The sequence below is a fragment of the Siminovitchia acidinfaciens genome (assembly GCF_003605385.1).
GTDB classification, from domain to species: domain Bacteria; phylum Bacillota; class Bacilli; order Bacillales; family Bacillaceae_C; genus Siminovitchia; species Siminovitchia acidinfaciens.
This window is the reverse complement of sequence record NZ_QYTV02000001.1, coordinates 440,325-452,703: the sequence shown is the minus strand read 5'-3', so window position 1 is coordinate 452,703 and position 12,379 is coordinate 440,325. Positions and strand designations below refer to the sequence as shown.

The 12,379-nt window shown below is 38.8% G+C and carries 10 protein-coding genes; 2 read left to right on the top strand and 8 right to left on the bottom strand.

The features are described from left to right. The first annotated feature begins 46 nt into the window (after nt 1-46). Nucleotides 47-1,459 carry an NAD(P)/FAD-dependent oxidoreductase gene (locus D4T97_RS02065; RefSeq protein ID WP_126047167.1) on the top strand — a complete coding sequence of 471 codons (1,413 nt, stop codon included), beginning with the start codon at nt 47-49 and terminating at the stop codon, nt 1,457-1,459. Between the two features lie 220 nt (nt 1,460-1,679). Here the strand turns inward: D4T97_RS02065 and D4T97_RS02060 are convergent, their stop codons facing one another. The 8 genes from D4T97_RS02060 to D4T97_RS02025 all read right to left on the bottom strand — a co-directional run bounded on the left by D4T97_RS02060 (nt 1,680) and on the right by D4T97_RS02025 (nt 9,876). Continuing rightward, nucleotides 1,680-2,372, bottom strand: coding sequence for a GntR family transcriptional regulator (locus D4T97_RS02060; protein ID WP_164525438.1), 693 nt, complete (start codon nt 2,370-2,372; stop codon nt 1,680-1,682). Nucleotides 2,373-2,547: 175 nt separating this feature from the next. After that, nucleotides 2,548-3,687: an N-methyl-L-tryptophan oxidase gene (gene solA / locus D4T97_RS02055; protein WP_126047163.1), complete on the bottom strand. Its 1,140-nt coding sequence runs from the start codon at nt 3,685-3,687 to the stop codon at nt 2,548-2,550. Nucleotides 3,688-3,771: 84 nt separating this feature from the next. Next, nucleotides 3,772-4,842, bottom strand: coding sequence for an ABC transporter substrate-binding protein (locus D4T97_RS02050; RefSeq protein WP_126047161.1), 1,071 nt, complete (start codon nt 4,840-4,842; stop codon nt 3,772-3,774). Between the two features lie 37 nt (nt 4,843-4,879). Continuing rightward, nucleotides 4,880-5,656 (bottom strand): ABC transporter permease, encoded by a 777-nt coding sequence (locus D4T97_RS02045; RefSeq protein ID WP_126047159.1) that lies wholly within the window; start codon nt 5,654-5,656, stop codon nt 4,880-4,882. Nucleotides 5,657-5,658: 2 nt separating this feature from the next. Then, entirely contained in the window at nt 5,659-6,564 is a 906-nt protein-coding gene (locus D4T97_RS02040; RefSeq protein ID WP_126047157.1) for an ABC transporter permease, read from the bottom strand. 28 nt (nt 6,565-6,592) lie between these two features. Next, a complete protein-coding gene (locus tag D4T97_RS02035) occupies nt 6,593-7,717 on the bottom strand; it encodes an ABC transporter ATP-binding protein (RefSeq protein WP_126047155.1) in 1,125 nt (374 codons plus the stop codon). 284 nt (nt 7,718-8,001) lie between these two features. Continuing rightward, nucleotides 8,002-8,586: an amino acid synthesis family protein gene (locus D4T97_RS02030; RefSeq protein WP_126047153.1), complete on the bottom strand. Its 585-nt coding sequence runs from the start codon at nt 8,584-8,586 to the stop codon at nt 8,002-8,004. Nucleotides 8,587-8,610: 24 nt separating this feature from the next. Next, nucleotides 8,611-9,876 carry an NAD(P)/FAD-dependent oxidoreductase gene (locus D4T97_RS02025; protein ID WP_126047151.1) on the bottom strand — a complete coding sequence of 422 codons (1,266 nt, stop codon included), beginning with the start codon at nt 9,874-9,876 and terminating at the stop codon, nt 8,611-8,613. Nucleotides 9,877-10,007: 131 nt separating this feature from the next. Here D4T97_RS02025 and D4T97_RS02020 point away from each other — a divergent pair, with 131 nt between their 5' ends. After that, on the top strand, nt 10,008-11,636 hold the full coding sequence (locus tag D4T97_RS02020) for a PucR family transcriptional regulator (RefSeq protein ID WP_126047149.1): 1,629 nt from the start codon (nt 10,008-10,010) through the stop codon (nt 11,634-11,636). Nucleotides 11,637-12,379: the final 743 nt, after the last annotated feature.

The following is a 12,379-nucleotide window of genomic DNA, read 5'->3' as shown; positions in this document are numbered from 1 at the left end:
TCATAACTTTATTGATTGAACTTTAAAATTTAATGGAGGTGTTCCTATGAACGAGAATGCTAAAACCCCCTATTATCATTCAAAAAGTTATTGGTTGGAGACATGTGAAGAGCGATTATCACCTCGTCCCTCGCTTAATGACTCCATTAAAACAGACGTGGCCATACTTGGGGCTGGATTTACCGGACTGTGGACTGCATATTATTTATTGGACAATAATCCATCACTATCCATCACTATCTTAGAAAAAGAGATATCTGGCTTCGGGGCATCCGGACGAAATGGTGGATGGTGTTCTCCCAAGCTTTCTATCAGCCCAGCCGTTGCAATCGAACGATATGGCAAGGATAAGACGCGCGAGTTGTTCCAAGCTATGTCAGATACTGTTTCGGAGGTAGAGCATATTATTCTAAAAGAAAATATAGATGCCGACTGGGAAAAAGGGGGCTCGTTGGGAATTGCATTGGGCAATTATGGGCTCCCTGCACTCGAAGAAACAATTTCTTTATATGAAAATCTGGGGTTAAAAAGCGAATTAGAGTATTTAAATAAAGATGAAACTGAGAAGCGAATTCGTATTGCCGGAGCCAAAGGGAGTGTATTCACTAAAAATTCAGCTGTCTTAAATCCGGGAAAGCTCGTAAGACATTTAGCAAAAATTTTAGAGGATCGCGGAGTAAACATCTTTGAGCAGACCGAAGTACTGCAAGTTAAAAAAGGGAGCATGGGGAAATCACCCGAACTTGTTACAGCAAATGGAACGGTGAAGGCAAATGTGGCAGTAGTTTTAGCCGGAGAAGCATATTTAAGCCAAATCTCAAATTTTCGCCGTCAGTTAATCCCTGTGTATTCATTAATTACATTAACGGAACCTTTGACTGAGGAACAGTGGCAATCAATAGGATGGGAAGGACGTGAGACAGTAGGATCTACTCGTCTTTCTGTAGATTATTTACAAAAGACAGCGGATGGAAGAATTCTTTTTGGTGGAAGGGGTCAGCCTTATCGTTATGCTTCCAAAATAAAAGATGAATTTGACTTCTACAAACCGACTCATGACATGTTACAAGAGATGGTGAAAAAATGGTTTCCGTCTCTTTCAAATATTAAATTCACTCATTCCTGGGGAGGGCCGCTGGGGATTACGCGCGATTGGACACCAAATTTTGTATACGACACACAAACAAAAATTGCCGGTGCATGGGGCTATGGCGGGCAAGGGGTTTCAACCACAAATCTGGCCGGAAGGATATTAAGCCAACTTATTAATGAAAAGAGAAATCCCCTTACGGAATTACCAATGGTCCAGCATACCTCGAGGAAATGGGAACCCGAGCCATTACGTTGGATCGGCGCACGATTTGTACAATCCAGCCTTGAAAAAGTCGATAAAAGAGCAGAAGCAAAGGACATTCCTCCAAAAGGCAATACTCTAGGAGAACGTTTAAACAGACACTAGACTAACTTTAATGCTACTGCAAATGCAGGGGTTTTTATAAATTTAATATTTACTATAGCCAATGCCTCTTTACTGCATGTGGAAATCAAAGGATGAACGTTAAACGGAGATAACCACATTTTTAAAGGGGTTATTGGCAGTCTGCAAGGATACCTTCAAATGAAGAGGCCCCCCTTATTTTGCTCATTATTCCCGTGCACAGGCTCAACAATCCAAGTGCCTATGGTTGTTTACTGTATGGCTTGAATATTTTATCAAATTCAACGGTATTTTCGCTTTTATTTCTATTAAGATTATCTTTGATACTTTTAATATGCTGATCGAACAATCTCAGCGCTTCTTTTTCATTTCTCATTTGAATCGCTCTAACAATCTCTCTATGCTCTTCTGGAGAACGAGGACTCTCTTTTTTTGCGGTTTCATGAAAAACCAAATAAATATTCGTTATATTGATTAATTCCTGGCTATACTCGATCATTAAATCATTTTTTGTAAGTTTTATCAAACTCTGATGAAACTCTGAAGTAACCCTTAATCCATCCGCATACTCACCGCTTCTAAATAATTCTTCCTCCTCGTAAGTCAATTCTATTAAAGCATTCAACTGCTTATCCGTTGCTTCACTGCATGCAATCTTAATAGCTTCTTTTTCTATAAGGATTCTTAATTGAAAGACGTTTTCTATTTCTTGAAAGGTTGGCTGATTAATATATGCTCCTTTGCGGGGAATGATTTGGATAATTTTTTCGTGCTGCATTCTTTTTAATACTGAACGAATGGGTGTCCTGCTAACGTTAAAGGCCTCTGATAGCAACTCCTCATTTAGCTGTGTATTTAACGGAATTTGCCTATTGAATATAGCTCTTTTTAACTCAATATAAACATAGTCTTCTAATGATAATTTTTTACCCAATCCAATTCCTCCCGCTTTTAGAGTAAACATCCGTCCAAATGATCAGACTGCTTCTTGATTAAAGAGCTTTAACCCATAGAACAGGGCTAAAGCTCCTCAGACATTTCTCTTGCCTATTCAGTACAAAAATAATGAACTTTGTTGCCCATAGGTTCTTTTTTACTCTTACTCACCTTTACACAGGATTCTTTTTAAGAAACCTTTTTGGGGAAAGATGGCCTAATTGAAATTCCGTTTTCCCATCCTGCGATAAGTCTGCAGCGATTTTCCCCATAGCGGATGCCATCTTAAAGCCATGCCCTGAAAACCCTCCCAGAAGAACCACACGGTCTTCTTCATCAATACTGCCAACAAAAGCATGCTCATCCGCAGTAAAACCATCCATATAAACGCCTATCCTGACAGGCTCGGGATAAAGGTCCGGCAGGTATTTTTGTACAGTTTCACGCAAAATTCCGAGATCATCCGGCATCATTTTACGCTCTAGCTCATCAGGATGGTCAACAGCGCCAAAATCATGGTATACAGCTGCTTTCACCATACTTCCCTCAAATGTCGGTGTGCCATAAAATTTATCTTCTCCCGATTCTCTTATGTAAACGGGAAAGTTATTTCGCTGAAACCTCTTAATATCCTTGGCTGCGAACCACCCCATGACTAATCTCTTAGCGTGAACCTGACGTTTGTCATTTGACAAGAAGACACCTGTCCACGGGCCTGTAGCAATCACCACTTTTCCAAATTGATATTCCTTTCCGTTTGCTAAGACCTTTACTGTACTTCCTGAATTACTAATGCTCTCCACTCGGCAATGGCTATAAACCTTTGCTCCCAACTCTTCTGCCCGTTTAACTGCAGATACTACCGCCAGTTCGGGCCGTAGCCCTCCTGCCAGCTTATCTAATATCATCATCTCGCCAGGAAGAAGACGGTGTTGCGGGTATCGCCTTTTCCATTGCTCTTCATTAAGTATTTCATGTTCTAAATCAAATGTTTGAATACTATTTAATACATTAGACATAAATGGAGTGTCGGGTTCTCCTATCATCAAGGCACCAGTTAAATGGAGCAGAGTGTTTCCTGATTCCTGTTCCAGTTCTCTCCACAGCCTATAGGCTTCCTTCAAGATGGGTACATATTCCGCTCCTTCTCCGTATGCGGTCCGAAAAATCCTGGACTCACCGCCTGCGGCAGAGTAGTCATGCCCAATTCCAAATTGCTCAAACCCTATAACAGAGACACCCTTCTTAGCAATCTGCCATAAAGCCATGCTGCCCATAGATCCCAAACCAATTACACCCACGTCTGCATCCATAAAAATCCCCCCTACATGTAGCTGTTAGCCTGACCTCCCTTTAACTAGACGAGTTCAGACTAAGAGATTCTATACAACCGCCCATTACTGTTTAAGGTGCCATTCCTGCAGTCTTTCGCTGATTTCATCATAGTGTTCAGCCCAATATACAGGGTCCATAATTACTTGAGTTTTTGCTAATTCCGGAGACTGGCCAAGCCTTTCCTGGACTTCTGTTGGCAATAATTCAATCGCTTTCTGGTTTACCGGCGAATAGTCTATGGTCTCGGAGAAAGCTGCCTGAACCTCCGCGGTAGTGGCAAAATTGATGAACTCCATTGCCAAGTCTTTGTTTTTGCTCCCTTTTGGAACCGCCCAGGATTCACTTGCCAAAGTAGCCTGGTTATAATGAAGATCTACAGGTGCGTTATCTTTCTTGGCTTCTGTAATTCGGCCATTCCAAGCCGTGGAAATCGTTACGGTTCCAGTGGAAAGAAGTTCAACAGGCTGCGCTCCTGCATCCCACCATACTATTTCTGTTTTGGCTGCCAATTTGTCCAGGCTCTCAAATGCCCGATCGACATCCAGAGGATAAAGGTCTTCAGGTTTTACACCATCTGCAAGCAAGGCAATTTCCAGAGTTTCATAAGCTGAGTTGTAAAGCCCTCTAGCCCCTGGAAATTTATCTACATTCCAAAAATCCTCCCACGTTTTAGGATGGTTGTCTTCTGAGAAGGCATCTGTGCTGTAGGCGATCACAGATGAATACATTTCAGCTCCGACAGAATATTCATTGGCCATTTCTGTGAGGATGTCTTCTTTATCGACAACCTCGTAATCAATCGGCTCAACAAGTCCCTGTTTTCCTGCCTGCTCTCCCCAAAATGTATCAACGTTTACCACGTCCCAATTTACATTTCCGCCTTCAACCATTGCCTTAAATTTTCCATAATCGGTAGGCGACTCAACTTCTATTTTTACATCAAACTTTTCTTCAAACGGTTTAAAAATGGTATCTTTTCTTGCTTCTGTTACAGCCCCGCCCCAGTCAACAACGACCAGTGTCTCCTTCTTGCCACCCTCTGTTCCAGAGCTTTCCGTTCCGCTACTTCCACAAGCAGCGGTAAATATAGCTAAGGTTGATAGAATTCCTGCCAAAACTACTTTTTTAAACAATCAATTCACTCCCAGTATTTATATCTCTATTTTATCCCTATTGGGCTTTTGCTTTGGTCGCCCGCTCTGACAACCATACCTGAAGAATATAAATAGTAACTATACTAATAATCAAAATAGATGAAATGGCTGCAATAGTTGGATTCACCTGGGTTCGAAGATCTTCCCACATCTTAACAGGCAATGTTTTGGTTGTTGGTCCTGCCAAGAAAATAGTGACCACCAATTCATCAAACGATATTAGAAAAGCAAACAGAGCACTTGAAAATAGGGCCGGCCGAATAAATGGCACGGTTATTTTGAAAAATGCTTCAATAGGTGTGGATCCAAGTCCCATCGCTGCTAGCTCCAAGTTTCGGTCCATCCCTTTCAAACTCGCCAAGACAGTGACAAACACAATCGGTATAGACAAAATGGAATGTGAAAGAACCATTCCTGTTATAGTACCCGTCATCTGCAACGGAGCAAAAAAACGATAAAGTGCAATACCGAGGATAATAACAGGAATAATCATGGGGGCAACCATAAGCGCCATAAAAAACTGTTTGCCTGGAAAGTCCAATCGCATGACAGCATTAGCCGCAATAGTTCCAATGACTATTGCTAAAATCATAGTAAAAAAAGAAATCTGCAGGCTTCGGAACAGACTTTCCATCCATGATGCGTCACTAAAAAATGCTTCATACCACTTGACGGAAAATCCGGGTGGCGGAAATTGAAAATAGGATACAGAGGTAAAAGACATAACAAAAATAATTAGAATCGGTGCAGTTAAAGCGCTAAGTATAAGAGCAACAATGGTTTTTAACCACATAATTACGTCACATCCTTTAATACAGCGTGATTCCGCAAAGCAAGGAAAGCCAAGCCTAAAATAAGAACGGTGACAACAAACAATACTAGTGATAATGCCGATGCCAGGTGCCAATTCAAGGTTTTGTTAATGTAGTTCTCAATAACCATGGATATCATCATTTCACCGGATCCTCCAAGTAAAGCCGGTGTAACAAAAAATCCAAGGCTCATGACGAAAACGAGAAGCGATCCTGCCAATATTCCCGGCAACGACAATGGTAAATTAATCTGTAAAAATGCTGTCAGCGGACGAGCCCCCAGCCCTTCAGCCGCCTGATGTAATCGTTGGTCAATCCCTTTCATTACAGAAAAAAGGCTAAAAAACATGAATGGATATAAGACGTGCACCATTCCGATGACTACTCCTGTAGTCGTATACAATAGTTTAATAGGTTCATCAATGATTCCTAACGCCATCAGCGCCTGGTTAATGGCTCCACGGTCTTGGAGCATCACAATCCAGGAAAATGTACGGACAAGGAGGCTAATCCAAAAAGGAATCATGGCTAAAGCAATAATGATACTTTTCCATGTATTGGATTGAATCCTTATTAATAAATAAGCAATTGGATAGGAAATCAGTAAAGTAATAACTGTTACCATAAACGAGATTTTTAGAGTAATCAAAATGACATCCAAATATACTTTGTTCAAAAAAATGTGTTTTATATATTCAAGAGTAAATCCGTCGCTGTTAGTTACCCCAAGCTTAAATAAGCCAATCATTGGATAAAGCAGCAAGGTAAAAACATACACGATCGGTATAACAACAAGCAGCCATTTCAAACCTGGAATTCTTGTAAAAATACCTGGCGTTGGAACACTATAAACGGACATTGGTTGCTTTTCTTGCTTAGCCTCAATCATTCACATCACATCCTTTGTTATATATTTATTAGTTTGAAGAAGATGCCACTTGTAATAGAGCGCTCTCGGCGGCAGCCGATTCATCTTTTAAAATGGTTGCATCTTGCGGATTCCAGCCAATGGCCAATTCTTCGCCCGGCAAAATGGCATGCGATAATAATGATGGAACTTTTATTTTCAACTCTTCTCCCTCTTTCGTCCGCGCAAGGACAATCAATGCCTCCCCGACATATATGACGGATTCCACTTTGGCTTGAAGTTTGTTCTTCAAATCTTTTCCTGCTTCCGCAAGTTGAATGTTCTCTGGTCTCAAAGCAATCAAGTAGGATTTTGTATCGAGGGTCTGGCCCCTTGTTTGGTTTATCACCACTTGACCATTTGACAGTTGGAAATTGGCATAGCCTGATTCCTCTTTTATCAATACCGCTTTCAATAAGTTAATTTCACCGATGAACTCGGCAACAAATCTATTTTTAGGATATTTGTATAAGTTTTCAGGTGTATCAATCTGTTCAATTCCTCCATTGTTCATGACACAAATTCGATCGGACATTGTCAATGCTTCTTCCTGGTCATGGGTAACGGAAATGGTGGTGATACCCAGATTTTCCTGGATACTCTTAATTTCAATCTGCATACGCTGGCGCAAGTTTTTATCCAATGCACTTAACGGCTCATCCAGCAGAAGAAGCGGCGGACTAAAAACAATCGCTCGGGCCAAGGCCACTCGCTGTTGCTGGCCTCCACTCATTTGGTTTGGATAATGATTGGCGTACTGTTCTAAATGAACAATTTTCAGTACTTCTTCCACCTTTTGTTTTACTTCCTGTTTTTTTACTTTACGGCGTTTCAGTGGATAAGCAATATTTTCGGCGACTGTCATGTGTGGAAAGAGGGCATAGTTTTGAAACACCATTCCGATATTTCGTTCATAAGGCTTCTTAGATGAGATGTTTTCATTCCTTAGCATAATGGTCCCTGAACTGATTTCCTCAAAACCGGCTATTAATTTTAATAGGGTTGTCTTGCCCGAGCCGCTGGGGCCCAGGATTGTAAAAAATTCGCCTTGTTCTACAGTTAGGTTCGCATTGTCGACCGCTTTGAATTTCTTATAATACTTCGTGACATTTTCCACCTTTAAATTGCTTTCCATTAGGTTTGACCTCCCTTAATATTTAAAAGACTTTAAGATTTATTTGAAATTTAAAATGCACAGCCCTTATAGTAAAACGCTTACATTTTTTTGTTTAACTTTTAAAAAAATGAACAAAGGATGTGTTTTTCGCTGTATTACTTTCGTGTATACATAATATTATAAATAAATGTTAATTTCAATAAATTTTTACTATTCCCCCTCCTTTTGCTTCTGGTAATTATTTTAAAGAAAAAACAGTCAATCCTATTTTGTAGAAAAGACTGTTTATAATCGCTATTTTTTTACAGCACTGCTTCTTTTTGCAATCCTGGTATTCTAGCATTCGGCCGTCCGCCAGTTGTAATCGCCAAAGCGACAAGAATTTCATCCTCGTAAGGCGCATCTGGGACCATTACAGTAATCGTATCAGCATGAGTCACGACCCACTCGGAGTCCTTATAGTGAACCGGCACGTCAATCGATGTCCCTGGCCCTCCTATTTTTCCAGTTGAAGGGATAACCGCTCGCGCTTTGTCCGCTCCTCCTATGGCATTTCTAAATGGAGCACCAATCTTCGGATGGATAATCGCATGTCCATGTTCTATTTCACCTTTTAACCCCACGATAACTGCTTTTCCATAACTTTCAACTTCGGAGCCATCGCTGATGCCTAATCCCTTTAAAGCATTGGCTGAAAGCAGTTCTCCTAAGGGTTCTCCATAGTTTGATAGTGTACTTAAATCATCTTGATAACTGTTGGCAAAAGGGTTCTTAATTACAGCAATAGCTACAGCCCTTTTAATAGGAGTTTCCAAAGTAAGGTCTCCTTCACTCAGCACCTCATCCATCACAGTGTACAACTTTCTTATTTTAAGTTCTTCAGTCATTCATGTTACCTCCTGTTTTTCTTGTTATGATATTAAATCTTTTAATCTAAAGTAATTTGTTGCCAAATTTAAAATTAGTCCCCTTTGATTAAGGAATGGTATTTCTTTAAGCGGCAATTTCTCCAAACTACATTTTTCTCTATCTGAAGCAGCTATATTTTCAGCAATGATCTGCCCCATTAATGTTGAGAGTGAAACGCCATGCCCGCTGTATCCCAATGCAAAGTGTGCGCCATCTTCCATTTTTCCTACATGTGGGAACATACTTCTTGTTACTGCCAACTTCCCGCCCCATTTATAATCAATTTTACTTTCCTTTAGCTGGGGAAATACGTTGAGCATACCCTGTCTTAGCTTTTCATATAAAATGTCGTTTTGAGGGCCCGCTATCCTGCTGCCAAATAACAAACGGTTATCAGAAGATAACCTAAAGTAATATAGTAAATTTTTAGTATCAAAAGCCCCACGTTTTTTAGGTATCAGCTTTTTGGCAATTGTTTCATCCAATGGCTCGGTGGCAATCATATTGCTATTCATCGGTATGATAGACCTAGCTAGTTGTTTTGTAATCGAAGTCGTATACCCATTTGTAGCGATAACTAATTCCTTGGCCACAACTTTTCCATTAGGAGTGGTTAAGTAAAACATTTGATTCTTTTTGTCTATTGAGATTACTTTTGAATTTTCATAGATGGCTCCTCCTACACTTTCTACTAATTCACCTAAACCTACAGCATATTTAAGTGGGTGAAAGTGATAACTATTCGGATCCACAAGACCTCCATGATATAGATTTGTATCTAATTCTTGCTTTATGTCGTTTGCCTCAACAACAGTATTTTCGTAATTCAATTTTTCTGTCATAAATTCTTGTTCTCTTTTTAAATTCTCAAAATGAGCGGGCTTAAAAGCTGCATAAAAACTTCCATTGTTCTCAAGTTCACACTCAATATTGTGTTCCTGAGTAATACTTTTCACCAGCTCAATCCCATCCAATGAGATTTGTAACATTTCTTTTGCTGTTTCTACACCAAACCGGTTAGCAATATTTACAAGACTGTGCTTATATCCAACCAACATTAAACTTCCATTTCTGCCGCTGGCCCCTCCTCCAACAGGTCCTTGGTCAAGCACAATCGTTTGATAACCGCTTTTTTGTAAAAAATAGGATGATGAAAGGCCGGTAAAACCTGCTCCTATAATGGCTACATCCGTATGTTTCTCACCGCTTAGTTCAGCTCTCTTTTGTGTTTGTCTAAAAGAGGCTGCCCAATACGAGTTGCACTCCATCCTAGCCCTCCTCTCGACACTTTGACAATAAATTATGGGATTGTGTACAATTATACATATAATTCTAATAATTCTTTTTAACAATATGTTAAAAGTTATTTGTTTATTTTTAACCGGAGGGATCAATTCAGTTGAATAATCATCTTGAATTTACTGTGAATGATATTTTGAAAAGGGATTCATTTAAAAATGTAAAAGTCATTTCCGGAAAGATGGGATTAAATAATGCGGTAAAGTGGACACACATTATAGAAAGCGAGAAGTTTATTAACTACCTTAATGGCGGGGAGTTAATTTTAACAACTGGAATTGGGCTAGATTCCGAACCTTATGCAAATATTTCATTTATCGAACAGCTGATAAAAAAAAATGTGGCCGCCATATGCATTGAACTGGGAAACAAATTTAGAGATATTTCTCCCGAGATCATAAAGTTGTCAAATGAAAAAAACACACCAATCATCACCTTCCCTAACATAGTAAAATTCGTTGATATCACCCAGGACATACACAGATTAATGGTTAATAATCATTACCAAATATTAAATAGCCTGTATACACTCTCAAAGAAATTTAATGCTCTATCACTGTTACCCAATGGCATATTGAAAATTCTTGAAGAATTACATAATTATTTTAAGACGCCTGCTTTTTATATTCAGCCAGGAAGTTCATCTGTTTACTATCCTCCTCATGCAAAAAGTATTGAGAGAAAAATGATTGATTACATTCATGAACACGGCTTGAAAGATCATTACATTCAAATTGAAGACAATAATTTCATTTGCTCAAAGGTTGAAAATACTAGCCGAACACCAGGTTATTTATTTCTACAATTAACCCAAGAAGGAAGCTCGGATTTTTTACACACCGTTTTGGACCATGCAGGTTTAGCGGTTTCACAAATTACCTTAAGAAACGAAATGGCAGAGGAAAGAAAGCAATATACCGAGGTCGAAGTGGTTCAAGGTTTTTTGCATGACCGTTTTCATGATTATAATAGACTTGATTCATTATTGCCTTTCTCATATAAAAGTTCTTTTTTCAGAGTGATTGTTTTCATTATGAACGAAATAAATGACGAAATCTGGCATGAATGGAATGAAACGAAGCTAAGAATCACTTTAACAATCAGGGGAATCTTTAAGAGATATAACTTGTTTCCATTAATTTCAGTTAGAGAAAATGAAATCAGTATCATTTCTTTCATGATTTCAAGGAATAAAGCTTCCGATAATAAAGCAAAGTATGAAAAAGCTTTGAAGCTCATTACTGAAGACGAGGAACTCCAAAAATTATTAAATAATGAATACTATGTGGGAATCGGTAAGAACTATAACAGTGTATCAGAAATATCTCAATCGTATATAGAAGCTAAGCGTGTCATTGAATTACGGCAATCTAATATTGCCAGTGATTTATTTTACGAAGATATCGGGATCTATGAAATACTGTTTCAACTTCAAAACAGACAACAATTAGAATCCTTTATCCAATCTCATTTAGGAAGAATTCTGCAGTTAGAGCCTAAGGCCAGGCTAGAGCTTTTAACTACATTAGAAGTATTTCTTGATCATAATGGCTCTTACAAGGAATCTTCACAGAAACTATTTGTCGTTCGCCAAACACTTTATCATAGAATCAACAAGCTCCAAGATCTTTTAGGCAAGGACTTCTTGTCCTCTCCAAATCGCTTAGCGTTAGAGTTTTCCGTAAAGGCTTATAGATACTTTTCAAGCATTGATAATTTGTACACTTAAGTTAAATAGACCGTTAATTTCCCGATGATTGAAAGTTCCCCTCCTTGAAGAGGGTGAATAAGGACCGCTCAGGTCCTTTCTTTTCTTTAAACCTATTAAAAGTTCTCTGGATATTGCTTTTTCTTATATTGGATATTATTGTTGCAGTTCAAGGAATTCATTAACTTTAAAGATTGTTTAATCGTTTTATCCTATTGTCTTCTCCCTTCTTAAATTTTCTCTCTATTAAATGGCAGCGTGCCAAGACCCGCCCTTTTTACCTAGTGGATATGAAGCCATTACTCCTTGTCGCCATATTTGTTTGGGTTTAACCTTTTATAATTTCATGCATGAATATACTAATTAATGACGTGCTAGATTCTCTCCAAGCAATAGAATAATTGAAGGATACATTCCACAATTAACTAAATAAATTATTATTTATTTAAGATGCCTATATATTTAATAGGACTCCTCTTTAAATTTATACATTTACTTTTTATAATATTTAGAATACTATTGACAAAATGACACTTATCTTTATAAAAGAGCATTGTTTGCCTTTCTATTTTATCAATGAATTGCTCATAACCGTATTCTAGGCAGAATCAACATCAAAATCTTGCGTTAAAATGTGAGAGGTCTCCGTACACAGGTTGAACCAACGATTGCTGCTATCTCACCCACCTTCAACGTAAGCATCGTTGTCATATACCTTCTGCAAGGCTATATTGCCTTAAATGCAGAGGTTGCAAGGAACAAAA

Bases quoted from the DNA above. Each gene is read 5' to 3' on its own strand.
- D4T97_RS02040 (WP_126047157.1), bottom strand. From the start codon at position 6,564: ATGATTGAGGCTAAGCAAGAAAAGCAACCAATGTCCGTTTATAGTGTT.
- D4T97_RS02035 (WP_126047155.1), bottom strand. From the start codon at position 7,717: ATGGAAAGCAATTTAAAGGTGGAAAATGTCACGAAGTATTATAAGAAA.
- solA (WP_126047163.1), bottom strand. From the start codon at position 3,687: ATGGATGCAGACGTGGGTGTAATTGGTTTGGGATCTATGGGCAGCATG.
- D4T97_RS02045 (WP_126047159.1), bottom strand. From the start codon at position 5,656: ATGTGGTTAAAAACCATTGTTGCTCTTATACTTAGCGCTTTAACTGCA.
- D4T97_RS02065 (WP_126047167.1), top strand. From the start codon at position 47: ATGAACGAGAATGCTAAAACCCCCTATTATCATTCAAAAAGTTATTGG.
- D4T97_RS02025 (WP_126047151.1), bottom strand. From the start codon at position 9,876: ATGGAGTGCAACTCGTATTGGGCAGCCTCTTTTAGACAAACACAAAAG.
- D4T97_RS02030 (WP_126047153.1), bottom strand. From the start codon at position 8,586: ATGACTGAAGAACTTAAAATAAGAAAGTTGTACACTGTGATGGATGAG.